We start from the raw sequence: 19,493 nt of genomic DNA on the forward strand, positions 1-19,493 counted from the left end.
CGCCTCGACGTCACCGAAGGACACGAACATGGATAGCTTCGGACCGAACGGCTTTCGCGACGAGCCGATGCAGCCCAACTCATATGCGCCGCCGCTGCCGGGGCCGGTTATTCCGTTTGCGACCGTACCGAAGACCAACACCCTGGCGATTGTGTCACTCGCGTCGTCGTTCTTCGTTGGTCTCGTCGCAGTCATCACGGGGCACATCGCGCTGGGGCAGATTCGCGCACGCGGTGAACTCGGCCGCGGTTTTGCGTTGGCCGGTCTCATCATCGGATACGTCCACCTTGCTGTGACAGCCTTTCTGGTTGTTTTACTGATCGTGTTCGCCTCCGCTGTCGGAGCATTCTTCGTCGCGCTGAATGCAGGCCTGGCCTCCTCGACGCCGACGGAATCTCCGGCACCACTGCCGACCGGTCAGCTCGGCGCCGCCAACTTCGATGGCGGATATCTCGAATTCGGTACCGGCGCCGTCATCGTCGACGAGTATGTGGATTTGATGTGCCCGTTCTGCGCCCAGTTCGAGAAGACCAACGGAGAACTGCTGGCCGCGGGTGTGGAAAGCGGCGTTATCACCCTCCGGGTGCACTCGCTCACCTTTCTCGACCGAGTCTCTCAGGGCACGAACTACTCCAGCCGCGCATCCGCAGCGCTGACCTGCCAGGCCACCCTGAACCCCGATCAGAGCCTCGACTATCTGTCAGCGTTGTTCGCCGAGCAACCACTTGAACAGACGACCGGGCTCAGCGATAGCCAACTCGTAGACCTCGCTTCCGGGGCGGTCAGCATCGCCGACTGCGTTGAAGCTGGTGAATACCAGACCTGGTCGCAGCAGAACACCGAAACAGCCCTGACCGGGCCGATCGCGGGTGCTGAGGTCGCCTCTATTCAGGGCACCCCAACCGTGCTCGTTGACGGGGCGCTCTACACCGGCAGCAACCTTGACCGGTCCGAATTTCAGGCTTTCGTTGCCGCTGCTTTTTCGTAATTCGCTTTCCCCGAAGCCGTTGGTGCGCGGACAACGGCGCCAACGGTAAGCTACTGGTAATCAGACATCCTTTAATGATCCGTCCTGTGAGACGGGGAAGGAGGTCGGCATTTGGCGCACATTGTGCTCACCCAAGCTGACATCACCCGCGCGTTGACTCGAATTTCCCACGAGATCCTGGAGTCCAATCGGGGGCCGGACAACCTGGTCATCCTCGGTATTCCGACGCGGGGCGTGATCCTCGCCCGCCGCATCGCCGAGATCATCCAGCGGATCGAACCAGCGGCAACCGCCCTTCGGGTCGGATCGCTTGACGTGACGCTTTATCGTGACGATCTCGCCCACGGACGTACGCGCACGCCGTCGCGCACTGAGGTGCCTGGCCGCATCGACGACGCTACCGTCGTGCTCGTCGATGACGTGTTGTACTCGGGGCGCACCATCCGCAGCGCCCTCGACGCGCTCGGAGACCACGGCCGTCCGAATATCGTGCGCCTGGCCGTGCTCGTTGATCGCGGCCATCGTGAGCTGCCGATTCGCGCCGACTTCGTCGGTCGAAACCTGCCGACGGCTGCTGACGAACGCATCAACGTGCACCTCGAAGAGATCGACGGTGACGAATCCGTCTCGATCGATGGACGGAGTGACCGATGAGGCACCTTCTTTCCACCAAAGACCTCTCCCGCGACGAGGCCATCAACCTGCTCGACATTGCCGAAGACATGGCGGATGTGGCACAGCGCGAGGTCAAAAAGCTCCCGACCCTGCGCGGCAAGACCGTGGTGAACCTTTTTTTCGAAGACTCCACCCGCACCCGCATTTCCTTTGAAGCGGCTGCGAAGCGACTCAGCGCCGACGTGATCAACTTCAGCGCCAAGGGATCGAGCGTGTCGAAGGGGGAAAGCTTGAAAGACACCGCTCAGACCCTCGCCGCAATCGGTGCGGACGGCGTCGTCATTCGTCACCCAGCCTCAGGCGGCCCCGCCGTGCTTGCTGCGAGCGGGTGGATCGACGCCGGCATCATCAACGCCGGTGACGGCACCCACGAGCATCCCACCCAGGCACTGCTCGACGCGTTCACCATCCGCCGTCGCATCCACGGCCAGGCCTCCCGTAGCCGGGGACTCGACGGGGTCACGGTCACCATCGTCGGCGACGTACTGCACTCCCGGGTGGCTCGCTCCAACCTCTGGCTGCTCACCACTCTCGGCGCGGAGGTCACGTTCGTCGCCCCGCCCACCCTGTTGCCGAGTAACACCGCACTGTGGCCGGCTCGCTTCAGCTTTGACCTCGATGATGCGATCGATGCCGGCCCCGACGTGGTCATGATGCTGCGCATCCAGACCGAACGGATGAGCGCAGCGTTTTTTCCGAGCAGCCGTGAGTACTCCCGGGTCTGGGGACTCGACGACGCGCGATTTGGCCGACTCGGTCCGGCTAGCATTGTTATGCACCCCGGCCCGATGAATCGTGGTCTGGAGATTTCCTCGGCGGCCGCCGACTCCGCGAATTCGACCGTACTCGAACAGGTCACGAACGGTGTCTCCGTGCGGATGGCCGCGCTCTACTTGCTCTTATCCGGTGATCGGAAGGAATCGAAGAATGTCGATTGACGGATTACAGCAACACGACGTGCGCGAACCCTGGCTGATTCGCGGCGCGACCTTGCCGGACGGCACGCGCACCGACATCCGTCTGGCTGGCGGACGTATCGACGAGCTCGGGACCGGCCTGTCCCCGAGCGGCGCGCGCGTGCTCGACGCCGACGGCCTCATCGCGCTGCCCGGCCTGGTCGACCTGCACGCCCACCTGCGCGAACCCGGCTACGAGCACAGCGAAACCGTGCTGAGCGGCAGCCGCGCCGCTGCCCGGGGCGGGTTCACGAGTGTGTTCGCCATGGCCAACACCCTGCCGGCCCAGGACACTGCCGGGGTGGTCGAGCAGGTACTCGCCCTCGGCGAGAGCGCCGGCTACGTTGACGTTCAGCCGATCGGGGCCGTGACCGTTGGCCTGGCCGGCAAACAGCTCGCCGAACTCGGAGCCATGGCATCGAGCAGGGCGCGTGTGCGGGTGTTCTCGGACGACGGATTCTGCGTCTCGGACCCGCTCCTCATGCGCCGTGCCCTCGAGTACGTCAAGGCCTTCGATGGCGTCATCGCGCAGCACTCTCAGGAACCACGCCTCACCGAAAAAGCCCAAATGAACGAGGGCGCCCTCTCCGGTGAGCTCGGTCTCATCGGCTGGCCGGCCGTCGCCGAAGAGTCGATCATCGCCCGCGATGTCCTATTGGCCCAACACGTCGGTTCCCGCCTGCACGTCTGCCACGTCTCCACGGCCGGTTCGGTCGACGTGATCCGCTGGGCCAAGGCTCGCGGCATCAACGTGACGGCCGAGGTCACCCCGCACCACCTGCTGCTGACCGAAGACCTCGTGCGCGGCTACGATGCCCGGTTCAAGGTGAATCCGCCGCTGCGCAGCCGCGAAGACGTCGAGGCGCTGCGCGCCGGACTCGCCGACGGCACGATCGACATCGTCGCGACCGACCACGCACCGCATCCAGCCGAAAGCAAGGACTGCGAGTGGGACGCCGCCGCCAATGGCATGGTGGGGCTGGAATCGGCTCTGTCGGTCGTGCATGCCGCCGTTGTCGCCACCGGGCTGCTCGACTGGGCCGACATCGAACGCGTTTTGTCGCGCACCCCGGCCCGTATCGGTGGCCTGGCCGGTCAGGGCAACCCGATCGCGGTCGGTTCCCCGGCCGAGCTGGCGCTCTACGACCCGGCAGCGACCCGAGTTTTCGGCCGCGCCGACCTGGCCGGTACCAGCTCGAACTCGCCCTACCTGTCCATGACGCTGCCCGGCGACGTGCGAGCGACGTTCCACCGTGGCTATGCCACGATGCTCGACGGAGCGGTTCTCAGCAGCCTCGAGATAGCCGGCCACGCCAGAGGAGTAGTCACCCATGGATAGGTCCATTCCCGCCATCATCACAGGCCTCGTTCTGCTCGGCGTTCTCGTTCTCATGTGGCGCAGTTGGCGAAAGCGCAGTCGACGAGATGGCGCCCTTGCCGCCGGCTACCCGATGCCGGAGGACACCGGAGCCGCACTGGCCGGTGCCGCGACCTACTATGTGGCGACCACCCCCCGCGGCGCGCCGCTCGAGCGGCTGGCTATTCCCGGGCTGGGCTTTCGGGCCCGCGCCGCTGTCACCGTGACCGAGGCCGGCGTGACGCTCGACCTCGATGGTAACCAGCCGGTGTTCATTGCTGCCAGCGCCGTCGACGCGGTTGGTGCGGCCCAGGTGGCCATCGACCGGGTGGTCGAAACCGACGGTCTGGTCTGCCTGGGCTGGCGTCTCGCTCCGGGCACCACCTCCGGCCCCGACGACCGCCGTGCCGTTGACAGCTTCTTTCGCATCATCGATCCCAATGATCGTGCTCGCCTCGTCGACTCGATCCGAACCATTGCCACTACGGCTCATCAAGATGAAAGCGAGGCCTGACGTGCCCGACTCGACCGCTCCAAACCAGGCAGAAGCAATCCAGGCTGTACCAACGGATGCCGCACCAAGCGACGCCGTCGCATCCGCTGCCGCCGTATTGCCCGCAGTGAGTAGCACTTTCTCGGCGACCGACCGGCCGGGCCCGGCCGTACTCGTTCTCGAAGACGGCCGCCGCTTCGTAGGCCGCCGCTACGGCAGCGAAGGCCAGACGCTCGGCGAAATCGTCTTCGCTACCGGCATGACCGGCTATCAGGAAGCCCTGACCGACCCGTCCTACGCCGGGCAGATCGTACTCATGACTGCCCCGCACATCGGCAACACCGGAATGAACGACCAGGACATGGAGTCCAGGAAAATCTGGGTCGCCGGCTTCATCGTGCGGGAACCGGCCCGGATCGCCTCGAATCATCGTGCCACCCGCACCCTCGACGACGACCTCGAAGCCCAGGGCGTCGTCGGGATCAGCGGCATCGACACCCGTGCGATCACCCGCCACATTCGCTCGAAGGGCGCGATGAAGAGCGGCATCTTCTCGGGCGACCTGTTCGGCTTGTCCGACAGTGAACAGCTCGAACGGGTGCTCTCGGGCGCGCCCATGCGCGGTCGCAATCTCTCGCTGGAGGTCTCGACGGTCGAACCCTTCTCGATTCCCGCCCAGGGCGAACGCATCGGCTCCGTCGCGGTGCTCGACCTCGGTGTGAAGACCAGCACGCTCACCTACCTCGCCGAGCGCGGGTTCGAGGTGCTCGTCTTGCCGCAGTCGGTCACCGCCGAACACGTTCTCTCGCTGAAGCCCTCTGCCCTGTTCTTCTCCAACGGACCCGGTGACCCGGCTGCCTCCGACGCCCACGTCACCCTGCTGCAGGAGGTGCTCCGCGCCGGCATTCCCTACTTCGGTATCTGCTTCGGCAACCAGCTGCTCGGCCGGGCACTCGGGTTTCGCACCTACAAGCTGCCGTTCGGGCATCGGGGCATCAACCAGCCCGTGCTCGACAAGACCACCGGACGGGTGGAGATCACCTCGCAGAACCATGGATTCGCCGTCGACATGCCTATCGAGGGCGTCCACGACTCGCGCGCCGGGTTCGGTCGCGTGGAAGTGAGCCACTACAGCCTCAACGACCAGGTAGTCGAAGGCATCCGCTGCCTCGACATCAACGCTTTCTCGGTGCAGTATCACCCGGAGGCAGCCTCCGGCCCGCACGACGCCAACCACTTGTTCGATCGATTCAGAGACGTTGTGCTGGCTTCGCAGCGCGGCATTGCAGGAGAAACCAAATAATGCCCAAGCGCGACGATATCAACAGCGTTCTTGTCATCGGCAGTGGCCCGATCGTCATCGGCCAGGCGTGCGAGTTCGATTACTCCGGCACCCAGGCCTGCCGGGTGCTGCGCGAGGAAGGCGTTCGCGTCATCCTGGTCAACTCGAACCCGGCCACCATCATGACCGACCCCGACTTTGCCGATGCGACCTACATCGAACCCATCACGGCCGAGATTCTCGAGACGATCATCGCCAAGGAACGGCCGGATGCGATTCTGCCGACCCTGGGTGGGCAGACCGCCCTCAACGCGGCAATCCAGCTGCACGAGCGCGGAATCCTGCAGAAGTACGACGTCGAGCTGATCGGCGCGAGCTTCGACGCCATCAACAAGGGCGAAGACCGCATGATCTTCAAGCAGCTCGTCATCGACGCGGGCGCCGGCGTGGCCCGGTCCTTCATCGCCCGCACGGTCGAGGAAGCCGTCGGCTACGCCGCCGACCTCGGCTACCCGCTGGTCGTGCGTCCCTCCTTCACCATGGGCGGACTCGGCTCGGGCTTTGCCTACACCGAGGTGGAACTGCGCCGCATCGTCACCGACGGCCTGCACCACAGCCCGACGACCGAGGTACTGCTCGAGGAGTCGATTCTCGGCTGGAAAGAGTACGAGCTCGAGATGATGCGCGACACGGCCGACAACACCGTCGTCGTCTGCTCCATCGAAAACATCGACCCGGTCGGTGTCCACACCGGCGACTCGATCACCGTCGCCCCGGCCCTCACCCTGACCGACCGTGAATTCCAGCACCTGCGCGACATCTCCATCGACATCATCCGCGCCGTCGGCGTCGACACCGGCGGCTGCAACATCCAGTTCGCGATCAACCCGGTCGACGGCCGCGTCATCGTGATCGAGATGAACCCGCGGGTCTCGCGTTCCTCTGCCCTGGCCAGCAAGGCCACCGGCTTTCCGATCGCCAAGATTGCGGCCAAACTCGCCATCGGTTACCGTCTCGACGAAATCCCCAATGACATCACCGGTGTCACCCCGGCAAGCTTCGAACCCACCCTCGACTATGTCGTGGTCAAGGTGCCGCGCTTCGCGTTCGAGAAGTTCCCGGCCGCCGACATGCGCCTGACCACGACCATGAAGTCGGTTGGTGAAGCCATGGCGATCGGTCGCAGCTTCACATCCGCATTGCAGAAGGCGCTGCGCTCGCTCGAGAAGCGCGGCTCGAGCTTTCACTGGGGTGAGGAATCCCGCACGGTCGACGAACTGCTCATTGCCGCCGAGATTCCAACCGACGGCCGCATCGTCACCGTGCAGCAGGCCCTCCGCCGTGGCGCGACCATCGATCAGGTCTTCGCCGCCACCAAGATCGACCCGTGGTTCCTCGATCAGATCGTTCTGATCAACGAGATCGCCGACTCGGTCAAGGCCGCCGACCGGCTCGACCGCGACGTCATGATCCTCGCCAAGGACCACGGCTTCTCCGACGCCCAGATCGGTGAGTTGCGCGGTTTCGGCGAAGCGGATGTCCGCACCGTGCGCCACATTCTCGGCGTGCGTCCCGTGTTCAAGACCGTCGACACCTGCGCGGGGGAGTTTCCCGCCCTCACGCCGTACCACTACTCCAGCTACGACGACGAAACCGAGGTCGTCGCCAGCGACCGCCGCAAAGTCGTCATCCTGGGCTCCGGCCCGAACCGCATCGGGCAGGGTGTCGAATTCGACTACTCCTGCGTGCACGCCTCTTTCGCACTGTCGGAGGCCGGCTACGAGACCATCATGATCAACTGCAACCCCGAGACGGTCTCTACCGACTACGACACGAGCGACCGGCTCTACTTCGAACCGCTCACCCTGGAAGACGTGCTCGAGGTCATCTACGCCGAAAGCCAGAGCGGCGAACTCGTCGGCGTCGTCGTACAGCTCGGCGGCCAGACCGCATTGAGCCTCGCCCGAGGCCTGGAAGCGGCGGGTATCCCCATTCTCGGCACCACCCCCGACGCGATCGACCTCGCTGAGGAACGCGGACTGTTCTCGAAGATTTTGGACGATGCCGGCCTGCTCGCGCCCCGCAACGGAACAGCGATCGACTTCGCCGGTGCCGTCGTGGTCGCCGAAGAGATCGGTTACCCGGTGCTCGTGCGCCCAAGCTACGTGCTCGGCGGCCGCGGCATGGAGATCGTCTACGATTCCCCGTCGCTCGCCGATTACTTCACCCGCATGGCCGGGCAGGGAATCATCGGCGCGGGGCATCCGCTTCTCGTCGACCGTTTTCTCGACGATGCGATCGAGATCGACGTCGATGCTATTTACGACGGTCACGAGCTCTACATCGGCGGCGTCATGGAGCACATCGAAGAGGCCGGAATCCACTCCGGCGACTCGAGCTGCACCCTGCCGCCGGTCACCCTCGGGCGCGCCGAAATTGACCGGGTACGCGAAGCCATGCTCGGCATCGCCCGCGGTATCGGCGTGAAGGGCCTGCTCAACGTACAGTTCGCGATCGGCGCCGGTGTGCTCTACGTGCTCGAGGCCAACCCGCGCGCCTCGCGCACGGTGCCGTTCGTCGCGAAAGCGCTGGGCATCACGCTCGCCAAGGCCGCCGCGCTGATCATGGTCGGTACGACCATCGCCGAGCTCAAGGCCGAGGGCAAGCTGCCGCTGATCGACGGCTCTCGCGTTTCGATCGAATCACCGGTCGCGGTGAAGGAAGCCGTGTTGCCGTTCAACCGGTTCCGCACCCCCGAGGGCCTCGTCGTCGACTCCATCCTCGGCCCGGAGATGCGCTCCACCGGCGAGGTCATGGGCATCGACCGCGACTTTCCGCGGGCCTTTGCCAAGAGCCAGCTCGCCGCCTACGGTGGAATTCCGCTGTCCGGTACCGTCTTCGTGTCGGTCTCCGACCGCGACAAGCGCGCGATCATCCTGCCCATGCTGCGGCTGCAGCAGCTCGGCTACGAGATCACCGCGACCATCGGTACCGCCGAGGTGCTGCAGCGCAACGGTATCCGTGCCCGCGTCGTGACCAAGTTCAGTGAGAAAACGGGGGAGGACGACGTGTCCATCGTCGAGCTCATTCGCCGCGAAGAGATTCAGATCGTCATCAACACCCCCGGTGGCAGCACGGCCAGGGCCGACGGCTATGAGATTCGCGCAGCCGCCGTTGCCGGCGACCTGCCGTTGTTCACCACGATTGCGGAGCTCAGCGCCGCGGTCGCCTCAATCGACTCCATTCGCGACGGGTTCGAGGTGACCTCGCTCCAGGAATACGCCACCGCGCGAACGGCCCTGTTGTGACGAGGTCGCCTGAACCGGGCGTGACCGGATCGGGTCTCTCCTTCGGTGATCGTCTCGCTGGAGTGTTCGCCGAGCGCGGCCAGCTGTGCGTGGGCATCGATCCGCACTCCTGGCTGCTGAGCGACTGGAACCTACCCGATACGGCCGCCGGCGCCGAATCCTTCGGCCGCGCGGTTGTCGCCGCTGCGGCCGGCCGGGTCGGCCTCGTCAAACCTCAGGTCGCTTTCTACGAACGTTTCGGTTCGGCCGGGTTCGTCGCGCTCGAACGGGTACTGGCCGACGCCCGGCAGGCTGGTCTGCTCGTGATCGGCGACGCCAAACGCGGCGACCTCGGCACGAGCGCACTGGCGTATGCCGAGGCCTGGTTCTCACCCGGTTCCCCGCTCGAAGTGGATGCCCTCACCCTGGCCGCGTACATGGGTGTCGGTTCGCTCGACTCGTCACTCAGTCTCGCGGCAGCACACGGCAAGGGTGTCTTCCTGCTTGCCGCGACGTCCAACCCCGAGGCCGAAGACATTCAGCGAGCGATCGTAGCCGACGGGAGCTACGCCGGTTCGAGTGTCGCCCGCGCCATTCTCGATGATGTCGGAGAGCGCAATGCGCGTGTCGGCCGGGCCACCGAAATGGCGGCATCCGTTCGTGCAGTGACCGGTCTCGGGTCGATCGGCGTCGTGCTGGGAGCCACTCTCGACCTGGCCCGCTTTGGCATTGACGTGCACCAGGCGCCGACCGAATTTCGAACACCCGTGCTCGCACCGGGCTTCGGACACCAAGGTGGGAATATTATGGATCTGATCTCGATATATGGCGGATACGCCGATGGGGTTATCGTGAGTGAATCGCGCAGTGTGCTCTCGGCCGGACCCCACCGAATCGAAGAAGCCATTGAGCGCCGAGTAGCCGAGGTAGGTGCCGTTCGTGGCTGAAAATCGTCCAACCCCGCCCGAAGTCGACCGGGTGGCTGCCTCCCGTGCCGCTGTCGCGGCACGCCGTGCCCGCGCCCGGGTCAAGGCGGAGGTTGCCTCCGGCGAACGGACCGCGCTCGAGGTACTCGCCACAGCGATTGCGAACCCGATCGGAACCGAGGGTCGGCTGCGAGTGACCGAGTTGCTCGTGAGTATTCCGGCCATCGGCGTGACCAAGATGCAGCGCATCATTCACCGTTTGGAGATTTCACCGTCCAAACGCCTCGGTGGGCTCGGCCGTCACCAGCGCGATCGGCTGCGCGATTTTCTCTCTGAACGACCCACCCTGCGCCATAGCGCTGTCGACTCCAAGCTCATCGTTCTTGCTGGCCCGACTGCCGTCGGCAAAGGAACTGTTGCCGGGTACATTCGCGAGAACTACCCGCACGTGCTGCTCTCCGTTTCAGCGACGACCCGAGCGCCGCGTCCGGGAGAGATTGAGGGAGTGAGCTATTTCTTTGTCTCTGACGACGAGTTCGATAAAATGATCGAGTCCGGCGAATTGCTCGAGTGGGCCACAGTGCACAACGCTTACCGCTACGGCACCCCCCGCGGACCGGTCGACGACGCCATCGCTGCAGGCAACAGCGTGCTTCTCGAAATCGATTTGCAGGGCGCCCGCGCCGTCCGGCGCGCCATGCCGGAAGCCCGCCTCGTGTTCCTGCTGCCACCGAGCTGGGAGGAACTGGTGCGCCGCCTCATCGGTCGCGGCACCGAAGACGCGGCAGAACAGGCCCGCCGTCTCGAGACCGCAAAGCTGGAATTAGCGGCCCAGGGCGAGTTCGATTATCGCGTGATCAACCATGATGTCGGCGACGCCGCTCGTGAGGTCGTAGACTTGATGGAGATCCGCGCTGCATCCAGCATGTCGTAGCGCCCGTTTCTGATGAATTCTTGCGTGTCTTCGGACGCGTTTGCCGATCGTATTTTCTCGTTCAACAACAGATTCGCACAGGCCACGGCCGTGCTCTATTAGGAGTGTGACACCAATGGCGAACAAGCCCACTGGCATCATTGACCCGCCCATCGACGACCTCCTGTCCAAGGTCGATTCGAAGTATGCCCTCGTGATTTTCGCGTCCAAGCGTGCGCGCCAGATCAACGACTACTACGCCGACCTGCACGAAGGCAGCCTGTTCGACAATGTCGGACCGCTCGTGGACTCAACCGTTGAAGACAAGCCGCTTTCGGTTGCACTGCGCGAGATCAACGACGACAAGCTCGTTTCCCGCCCGATCGTCGAGGCCTAGAACACCACACCCTAAGCGCGCAGGATGAAGACACCTCGCACGATCGTCGTCGGCATCACCGGCGGCATCGCAGCGTACAAGGCAGTCAACATCGTGCGCGCTTTCGTGTTGAACGGCGACTCGGTGCACGTCGTCGCCACCGCGGCGGCCCTGCGCTTCGTTGGCAAGCCGACCCTCGAAGCGATCTCGCGTAACCCGGTGCATACCGACCTCTATGAGGGCGTCGCCGAGGTGCGTCATGTAGCCATCGGGCAGAGCGCCGACCTCATCATCGTGGCCCCGGCCACGGCTAACAGCATTGCCAAACTTGCCGTTGGCCTGGCCGATGATCTGCTCGGCAACACGATTCTGGCCAGCACCGCGCCGCTCGTGATCGCCCCGGCCATGCACACCGAGATGTGGAACAACGCGGCCACGGTCGCCAATGTCGCCACGCTGAGGTCGCGCGGCGTCACCATCGTCGGCCCCGGCGTCGGTCGCCTCACCGGCACCGACACCGGCGCTGGGCGCATGGAGGACCCCGAGACCATCGTGGCGATGGCTTTGGCTGTGCTCGACCGCTTGCAGCCCGGTGGCGAGTCCGCAGTATCCGCTGTGCACGATCTGACCGGTCGCCGGGTGCTGATCAGCGCCGGCGGCACCAGGGAACCTCTCGATCCGGTGCGGTTCCTCGGCAATCGGTCGAGTGGAAAGCAGGGCGTCGCACTCGCTCAGGCTGCGCTGGCCCGGGGAGCTCAGGTCACCCTGGTCGCCGCCAATCTCGAAGTGCCCGTTCCCACCAGCGTCACCACCGTCAGGGTCACCAGCGCCGTGGAGATGCACGAGGCTATGACGCTCGCCGCCGAATCGGCCGAGGTCATCATCATGGCCGCCGCGGTGGCCGACTATCGGCCCAAGACCGTACAGGTCGGTAAAATCAAGAAGGAAGACGTGGGGGATACCCTCACCCTGGAACTTGTCAAAAATCCCGACATCCTGGCCAGCCTGTCTGCTGCGCGCCGGCGGGGCCAGCTGATCATCGGCTTCGCCGCCGAGACGGAAACGGATGCCGATCGGCTGCTCACCCTCGGCCGCGCCAAAATCTCCCGCAAGGGTTGTGATTACCTGGTCGTGAACCGGGTGGGCCCGGGCGTCGGTTTCGGCACGGAACGTAACACCGTGACGGTGCTCGATCGCGACGGAGTTATAGTGAATGAGGCCTCCGGCAGCAAAGTGTCGGTGGCCAATTGCATACTTGACCTGATCGGCTAGCGTCCGCTGCGACAGGCAACAACTTCTACGTTTTCATTCAAAACTATGTTTTTTAGTAAACAGAGACGGGCCAGATGAGCGATCTTCGCCTCTTCACCTCGGAATCAGTGACCGAGGGTCATCCCGACAAGATCTGCGACCAGATCTCCGACAGCATCCTCGATGCCCTGCTCGCCGACGATCCGCACAGCCGGGTCGCGGTTGAGACCCTGGTCACGACGGGGCTCGTGCATGTGGCGGGCGAGGTCTCGACCGAGGCGTATGTCGAGATTCCCTCGATCGTGCGCAAGTGCATCACGGACATCGGCTACGACTCTTCCGACGTCTGGTTCGACGGCCGCTCCTGCGGCGTGGAAATCTCTATCGGCGGCCAGTCGCCCGACATCGCCCAGGGCGTCGACAACGCCTTCGAAACGCGCGAGCAGTCCAGCGTCGACGACTTCGACCGCCAGGGCGCCGGCGACCAGGGCATCATGTTCGGCTACGCCACCCGTGAAACACCCGAACTCATGCCGATCCCCATTTGGATCGCCCACCGCCTGGCCGAACGCCTCGCCTTCGTGCGCAAGAGCGGCGAACTCGATTACCTGCGCCCCGACGGCAAGACCCAGGTCACCATCGGCTATGACGGAATCGTTCCGCGCACCGTCGAAACCGTCGTGGTGTCGACCCAGCACGCGCCCTCGGTTTCCACCGAGCAGTTGCGCCTCGAGGTGGAAGAGCTCGTGATTCGTCCGGTGCTCGACCTGATCGATCTTGATTCTTCTGCGCTCACAACCCTGATCAACCCGACGGGGCGCTTTGAAATCGGTGGCCCGCAGGGCGATGCCGGCCTCACCGGTCGCAAGATCATCATCGATACCTACGGCGGATCGAGCCGCCACGGCGGCGGTGCATTCAGCGGCAAGGACCCATCCAAGGTCGACCGGTCTGCCGCCTATGCCATGCGCTGGGTTGCGAAGAATGCCGTGGCTGCCGGCCTGGCCGAGCGCCTCGAAGTGCAGGTTGCCTACGCGATCGGAAAAGCGTCCCCGGTTGGCCTGTACGTTGAAACTTTCGGCACCGGTGTGCTGCCCGACAAGGAGATCACCGCGGCTATTCGCGCCGTGTTCGACCTGCGACCGGCAGCCATCATCCACTCGCTTGACCTGCTGCGTCCGATCTACGCGCAGACGGCCACGTATGGCCACTTCGGCCGGGAGCTTCCCGACTTCACCTGGGAGCGTCTCGACAAGGTCGACGACCTGATCCGCGCCGCCGGCCTCTGAAGTCGGCGCAGTCATGACGCACTCCGGCCTCGTCGCACGGGTGCTGATCGAGTCCCCCCTGCCGCAACTGGACCACCTGTTCGACTACGGCGTCCCCACCGAACTGGTCGGTCAGGTTGCGGCGGGAATGCGCGTCAAGGTGCCCTTTCGCTCTGGCGGCCGTGTCGTGGACGCGTATGTGATCGAGGTGCTGGATCCGCGATCCGCTCGGCCCCGGTCCGACTCTGAAACGGATGTCGCCTTCCGCGGCGCCCTGAGTCCACTCGACTCGGTCGTATCCCCGGCTGTCGTGCTCACGCCCGAGGTGTGGAAACTGGCGCGACGGCTGGCGGATCGGGCTGCCGGCAACGCGAGTGACATCATCCGACTCGCGGTGCCGCCGCGGCAGGTGCGCGTTGAAAAGGCCTGGTTGGCGGCGCAGGCCGTTGCTGCTGTTTTGAGCACGGGTACCGAGCCGGCTGATCCTGGTCCGTCACCCGTAACGATGGGCCTGGCCGCTCCCGCTTTCGTCGGCTACCCGACCGGACGGCTCGACAGTGTGATCATGGAGCACCACCGCGTCGCCGTCGCCGCTATCCCCGAACTCACGCAGCTGATCGACGGCAGCACGATCGGCCGTTGGGCCCAAACATTGGCTGAACTCGCCGTCGCCACCGTCAGCGCAGGTCAGAGCGCCATTCTCTGCGTGCCCGACTTTCGTGATCAGGACCAGGTACAGGCCGCCCTGGCCCAGCTCGCCCCGACGCTGCCGCTCTGTCGGGTCGATGCCCGGCAGCCGAACCCCGACCGGTACCGCGCCTTTCTGGCTTGCCTCGAACCCGCGCCGCGCATCATCCTCGGCAACCGCTCGGCCGTCTACGCCCCCGCGCACGACCTCGGTCTCATCGCCGTCTGGGACGACGGCGACCCGCTCTACTCCGAACCGCTCAGCCCCTACGTCAATACCCGCGACGCGGCCCTGGTGCGCCAGCAGGACAGTGACTGTGCCCTCGTGCTCCTCGGCCACTCGCGCAGCGTCGAAACCCAGCGCCTGGTCGAGCTCGGATACCTGACCGAGGTGAATCCGGCCGCCGACCGACACCCGCGCATCATCCCCACTGATTTTCAATCCGAGCCCGACCAACAGGCTCGCGCAGCCCGGATCCCTTCAGCAGCCTGGCAGGCTGCCCGGGAGGCGCTCGCGCACGGGCCGGTACTGGTGCAGGTCGCGAGCCCGGGGTATGCCCCGATGCTCGCCTGCCAAAGCTGCAAGAAAGCCGCCCGGTGCACCCGCTGCCAGGGTCCGCTCGGGCTGAAGTCAGCCTCGGCCGTGCCGTCTTGTCGGTGGTGCGGCGCCCTCGCCGCCGGTTGGACCTGCGCGCACTGCGAAGGCACCAAACTGCGTGTGGTGACGCTCGGCACCGGACGCACCGCTGAAGAACTCGGCCGCGCCTTTCCCGGCGCGCGCGTCATCGTCGCCGACGGCGAACACACGATTCAGACCCTCGGCGCCCAGCCCGCTCTCGTGATCGCCACCCGGGGCGCCGAACCGGTGCCGACCAATGGTTACCGGGCCATCCTCATCCTCGACGGCGAGCGGATGCTTGCCCGCGAATCGCTGCGCGTCGCTGAGGACTGCCTGCGCTGGTGGGCCAACGCGGCCGCTCTTGCCGCACCCGGCGCTCCCGTGTTGCTCGCCGGGGTCGGGGGCGCCCTCGCCCGGGCACTCAATTCCTGGCGGCCAGACAGCTTCGCCGCGAGCGAGCTCGCCGACCGTCGCCAGCTGCGGTTTCCGCCGGCCGTGCGCGTGGCTTCGGTCACCGGCACCGCTGCAGACGTCGACGCTGCCCTCGCTGATCTCGTTGCGGTGGCAGGCCTTGACATACTGGGCCCGGTCGACACCGAGGCCCCCCTGGTGCGGGCGGTCGTTCGGTTCGGCTACGCCCGCGGCGATGAAGTGGCCCACGCGCTCAAGGCGGCGGTCGTGCGAAACGCCGCCAAACGCCGCAAGTCGAAGTCGGGTTCGTTCCAACCGCCACCTACACTTAAAGTTCGATTCGACGACCCGGAGCTGCTTTAAATGAAAATCGTCTTTGCCGGCACGCCCGAGGTCGCGCTGCCCAGCCTCACGGCCCTGGCCAGCTCCGATCATGAGATCGTCTCCGTGATCACTCGAGCGGATGCTCCGCTCGGCCGCAAGCGCACCCTCACTCCGTCGCCGGTCGCGCAGGCCGCGGTGGCCTATGGCTACCCGGTACTGAAGACCAACCGACTCGACGCTGAGGCGACCGAGACCATCCGCGCCCGGCAACCTGACCTCGGTGTCATCGTCGCCTACGGCGGCATCGTGCGCGAACCTATGCTCTCCGTTCCCCGCCTCGGTTGGATCAACCTGCACTTCTCCCTCCTGCCGCGGTGGCGGGGGGCCTCGCCGGTGCAGCGCGCCGTCATCGCCGGTGATGAACTCACCGGCGCCGCAGTGTTCCAGCTGGTACCCGAACTCGACGCCGGTGCCGTTTTCGGGAGTTTCTCCCAACCCCTCGGCGCACATTCCACATCAGGAATGCTTCTCGATGAGCTCAGCCACAGCGGCGCCGCTCTGCTCCTGCGGGTCGTCTCTGAGCTCGCCGCCGGCACCGCCCTGGCCGTGGCGCAGACCGGCGAGGCGACCCTCGCGCCCAAACTCGTGCGGGACGATGCGCGGATCGTGTTCAGCCGACCGGCGGCATCCGTTTACAACCATATTCGCGGAGTGACCCCGGAGCCGGGTGCGTTCACGACCGTGAACGGCGCCGAATTGAAACTTCTCGAGGTCGCTCCCAGCGTCGACCAACCCAACCTGCCTGCCGGAACTATTGTGCAGCGCGAAAAGATAGTGCTGGTAGGCACGCAGACCGAACCCCTGGTTCTGCTGCGCGTGCAACCGGCCGGAAAGACAGCGATGACAGCGAACGACTGGTGGCGCGGAGTGGCGGCAGAATCGGTGACGGCGTCATGAGTGACGATCGCCTAGGTTCGGCCCGCGGAGGCTCGGCCCGTCCAGGCTCGGACCGTGCAGGCTCGGACCGTGCAGGCTCGGACCGTGCTCACTCGGATCGGGCGGCCGACTCGGCACCGTCGGGCAATGCCCGGTCTCGCCCGGTCCCGGCCGACTTCGTGCAGCCGGCTCGACGCATCGCCTATGAGGTGATCGCGGCGGTGCGCGAATCCGACGCGTACGCGAACCTGCTGCTGCCGACCCGCATTCAACGCGCAGCCCTGAATACGGCGGATGCCGCCCTCGCGACCGAGCTCACCTACGGGACCCTGCGCATGCAGGGGTTCTATGACCGTGTGATCGCCCTCGCCGCCAACAGACCGGTCAGCGCCATCGATCCGGCCATTCTCGATGTGCTCCGCCTTGGCGCCCATCAGCTGCTGGCCACTCGCATCGCGACCCACGCCGCGGTCAACGAGTCCGTCTCGCTCGCCAAGCAGGTCGGTTCGCGCTCCGCGACCGGTTTCACCAACGGCGTGCTGCGCACCATCTCCCGATCGAGCGCTGAGGAATGGCGTGACCGGGTGCTCGAAGGTGCGGTCAACGTCGATGACCGGCTCGCCGCCGAATATTCACATCCCGCCTGGATCGTGCGGGCTTTTCGGCAGGCACTGCGTGCGGAGGGTCACGAAGACGAGCTGGCCGATCTGCTCGCAGCTGACAATATGGCGGCAAAGGTCAATATGGTCGCGTTGCCCGGTCTCGCCACCGACGAAGACCGCGAACGGCTGGGCCTCGCCGATGAATTCTCGCCGGTTGGTTTTGTGTTGGACTCCGGAGACCCCTACCACCTCGTGACGGCGACGGCGGGTCGCATTCGGGTGCAAGATGAGGGATCGCAGATCGCCGCTCTGGCACTCAGTCGGGCCCGGCCGATCGTTGCGGGGGAGCGGTGGCTCGACCTCTGCGCCGGACCCGGTGGCAAGGCAGCCCTGCTCGCTTCCGAGGCACGTGCCGGGGGAGCCGAACTTGTGGCCAACGAGCTTGTTCCCGCCCGGGCGACCCTCGTGCGCACCGCCCTCGAGGCTCTCCCCGAGCCAGTTCCGGTGTGGGAAATCGACGGCACCACCATCGGCCGAACGCACCCGGAAACCTTCGACCGTATTTTGCTCGACGCCCCCTGCACCGGCCTCGGCGCTCTTCGGCGCCGACCCGAGGCTCGTTGGCGCAAACAGCCCAAGGACGTCGCCGACCTCGCTGGTCTGCAGTCTGGACTCATCGAGGCGGCTTTGCTCGCGCTCAAGCCCGGCGGCATCCTCGCCTATGTCACCTGCTCTCCGCACACCGCCGAGACGCGGGCGATCGTCGCCCTCGCCGTGCGCGATGCCGGCGGAACCGTGACGGCGCTCGACACTGCGGCCGTCGTGCAGTCATTCAGCGCGGCGAACCTTGACCTGCCCGCCGACACCGGGAGTGTTCAGCTCTGGCCGCACCGCCACGGGACCGACGCCATGTTCATCACCCTGCTGCAGCGCTCCAACGAGTAAGAGCCGGCGCGCCGGCGTGGGCCGATGCGTGCGCTCCCGGTCTCTTTCACGTTCGGGGCCCGGGACGCGGGCCCGGTTGAGAGACTGGGCACGCCAGTATCGAAACCTCTGGCTGGGTACGACGCCGAAACCGCCCCACATCGCACCCGGAGCGAACTCGTTCAGCTCGACTGAGACCCTCCCGCAAACGGTACGAACCAGGGGGCAACCGCGCGTCGCGCGGGGCTCGATAAACTGAGCGGATGGCTAACCGCATCAATCCGAGCATTCTCGCCGCCGATTTTGTCAATATTGAGAGCGAGCTGGGTCGCATCCGCTCCGCCGACCTCGTGCACGTCGACATCATGGACAATCACTTCGTTCCCAACCTCACTTTCGGGCTGGGAATGGTCGAACGCCTGCAGCAGATATCGCCGTTGCCGCTGGACATCCACTTGATGATCGACGATCCCGAGCGGTGGGCGCCCGGCTACGCCGAGGCCGGTGCCTACTCGGTCACCTTCCACGCCGAGGCCACGACCGAGCCCGTCGCTCTGGCCCGTCGCCTGCGGCAGATCGGCGCGCGCGCTGGCATCGCCCTGAAACCGGGCACCGATGTCGCACCATATCTCGAACTGCTCCCCGAATTCGACCAGGTGCTGGTGATGACTGTAGAACCCGGATTCGGCGGCCAGAGCTTCATGGAATCGACCATGCCGAAGCTGGTTCAGTTGCGGAGAGCAGTCCAAAAGACCGGCCTCGACGTCTGGTTGCAGGTGGACGGCGGCATTACCGCACAGACTATCGAGATCGCAGCTGTGGCCGGCGCCGACACTTTCGTGGCTGGTTCCAGCGTGTTCGGGGCTGAGAATCCGGCCGCCCAAATCGGCCTGCTGCGGGAGCGCGCGGCTAGCCACCGGCACGGGGCGGGTAACCTAGAGTTGTGAAAACATTCGATGACCTTTTCGTAGAACTGAGCGACAAGGCCGCCACCCGTCCAGAGGGCTCCGGTACCGTGCTCGAACTCGACGCCGGCGTGCACGCCATCGGCAAGAAAATTGTTGAGGAAGCCGCCGAAGTCTGGATGGCCGCTGAGTTTCAAAGCGACGACGAAACCTCCGCTGAAATCTCCCAGCTGCTTTATCACCTGCAGGTCATGATGATCGCCAAGGGCCTCTCTCCGGCCGACATCTACCGACATTTGTGATCCACACCAGC

17 protein-coding genes are annotated in these 19,493 nt (G+C 65.4%); all 17 read left to right on the top strand.

Annotated features, from left to right (window positions below):
* Positions 1-28 precede the first annotated feature (28 nt).
* The 17 genes from CXY83_RS14050 to CXY83_RS14130 all read left to right on the top strand — a co-directional run bounded on the left by CXY83_RS14050 (position 29) and on the right by CXY83_RS14130 (position 19,482).
* Positions 29-988, top strand: a complete 960-nt coding sequence (locus CXY83_RS14050) for a thioredoxin domain-containing protein (protein ID WP_104197939.1) — start codon at positions 29-31, stop codon at positions 986-988.
* 111 nt (positions 989-1,099) lie between these two features.
* Positions 1,100-1,642, top strand: coding sequence for a bifunctional pyr operon transcriptional regulator/uracil phosphoribosyltransferase PyrR (pyrR, locus tag CXY83_RS14055; protein ID WP_104197940.1), 543 nt, complete (start codon positions 1,100-1,102; stop codon positions 1,640-1,642).
* Complete coding sequence (locus CXY83_RS14060) at positions 1,639-2,601, top strand: aspartate carbamoyltransferase catalytic subunit (RefSeq protein ID WP_104197941.1); 963 nt, start codon at positions 1,639-1,641, stop codon at positions 2,599-2,601. Before pyrR ends, CXY83_RS14060 begins: the two co-directional genes overlap by 4 nt.
* The gene (locus CXY83_RS14065) at positions 2,591-3,958 is read left to right on the top strand and encodes a dihydroorotase (protein WP_199184973.1); all 1,368 of its coding nucleotides are present in this window, start codon (positions 2,591-2,593) and stop codon (positions 3,956-3,958) included. Before CXY83_RS14060 ends, CXY83_RS14065 begins: the two co-directional genes overlap by 11 nt.
* A complete protein-coding gene (locus CXY83_RS14070) occupies positions 3,951-4,490 on the top strand; it encodes a hypothetical protein (RefSeq protein ID WP_104197942.1) in 540 nt (179 codons plus the stop codon). Before CXY83_RS14065 ends, CXY83_RS14070 begins: the two co-directional genes overlap by 8 nt.
* Before the next feature lie 97 nt (positions 4,491-4,587).
* Positions 4,588-5,772, top strand: a complete 1,185-nt coding sequence (gene carA, locus CXY83_RS14075) for a glutamine-hydrolyzing carbamoyl-phosphate synthase small subunit (protein ID WP_369831172.1) — start codon at positions 4,588-4,590, stop codon at positions 5,770-5,772.
* Positions 5,772-9,059 (top strand): carbamoyl-phosphate synthase large subunit, encoded by a 3,288-nt coding sequence (gene carB, locus CXY83_RS14080; RefSeq protein ID WP_104197944.1) that lies wholly within the window; start codon positions 5,772-5,774, stop codon positions 9,057-9,059. The genes carA and carB overlap by 1 nt, the downstream gene beginning before the upstream one ends.
* Before the next feature lie 20 nt (positions 9,060-9,079).
* A complete protein-coding gene (gene pyrF / locus CXY83_RS14085; RefSeq protein ID WP_104197945.1) occupies positions 9,080-9,985 on the top strand; it encodes an orotidine-5'-phosphate decarboxylase in 906 nt (301 codons plus the stop codon).
* On the top strand, positions 9,978-10,898 hold the full coding sequence (gene gmk, locus CXY83_RS14090; RefSeq protein ID WP_104198109.1) for a guanylate kinase: 921 nt from the start codon (positions 9,978-9,980) through the stop codon (positions 10,896-10,898). Before pyrF ends, gmk begins: the two co-directional genes overlap by 8 nt.
* A 115-nt stretch (positions 10,899-11,013) precedes the next feature.
* Entirely contained in the window at positions 11,014-11,274 is a 261-nt protein-coding gene (rpoZ, locus tag CXY83_RS14095) for a DNA-directed RNA polymerase subunit omega (protein WP_092107764.1), read from the top strand.
* Positions 11,275-11,298: 24 nt separating this feature from the next.
* Positions 11,299-12,525: a bifunctional phosphopantothenoylcysteine decarboxylase/phosphopantothenate--cysteine ligase CoaBC gene (gene coaBC / locus CXY83_RS14100; protein WP_104197946.1), complete on the top strand. Its 1,227-nt coding sequence runs from the start codon at positions 11,299-11,301 to the stop codon at positions 12,523-12,525.
* A gap of 74 nt (positions 12,526-12,599) precedes the next feature.
* Positions 12,600-13,793, top strand: coding sequence for a methionine adenosyltransferase (metK, locus tag CXY83_RS14105; protein ID WP_104197947.1), 1,194 nt, complete (start codon positions 12,600-12,602; stop codon positions 13,791-13,793).
* Positions 13,794-13,806: 13 nt separating this feature from the next.
* Positions 13,807-15,852 (top strand): hypothetical protein, encoded by a 2,046-nt coding sequence (locus tag CXY83_RS14110; protein ID WP_104197948.1) that lies wholly within the window; start codon positions 13,807-13,809, stop codon positions 15,850-15,852.
* Complete coding sequence (gene fmt / locus CXY83_RS14115) at positions 15,853-16,770, top strand: methionyl-tRNA formyltransferase (protein ID WP_104197949.1); 918 nt, start codon at positions 15,853-15,855, stop codon at positions 16,768-16,770.
* Positions 16,767-18,296 carry an RsmB/NOP family class I SAM-dependent RNA methyltransferase gene (locus CXY83_RS14120; RefSeq protein ID WP_199184974.1) on the top strand — a complete coding sequence of 510 codons (1,530 nt, stop codon included), beginning with the start codon at positions 16,767-16,769 and terminating at the stop codon, positions 18,294-18,296. The genes fmt and CXY83_RS14120 overlap by 4 nt, the downstream gene beginning before the upstream one ends.
* Positions 18,297-18,538: 242 nt before the next feature.
* Positions 18,539-19,222, top strand: a complete 684-nt coding sequence (gene rpe / locus CXY83_RS14125) for a ribulose-phosphate 3-epimerase (protein WP_104197950.1) — start codon at positions 18,539-18,541, stop codon at positions 19,220-19,222.
* Positions 19,219-19,482, top strand: a complete 264-nt coding sequence (locus CXY83_RS14130) for a phosphoribosyl-ATP diphosphatase (RefSeq protein WP_104197951.1) — start codon at positions 19,219-19,221, stop codon at positions 19,480-19,482. Before rpe ends, CXY83_RS14130 begins: the two co-directional genes overlap by 4 nt.
* The last annotated feature ends 11 nt before the right edge of the window (positions 19,483-19,493 follow it).

It is taken from the genome of Cryobacterium sp. M15, from assembly GCF_002929675.1.
GTDB lineage: Bacteria > Actinomycetota > Actinomycetes > Actinomycetales > Microbacteriaceae > Cryobacterium > Cryobacterium lyxosi.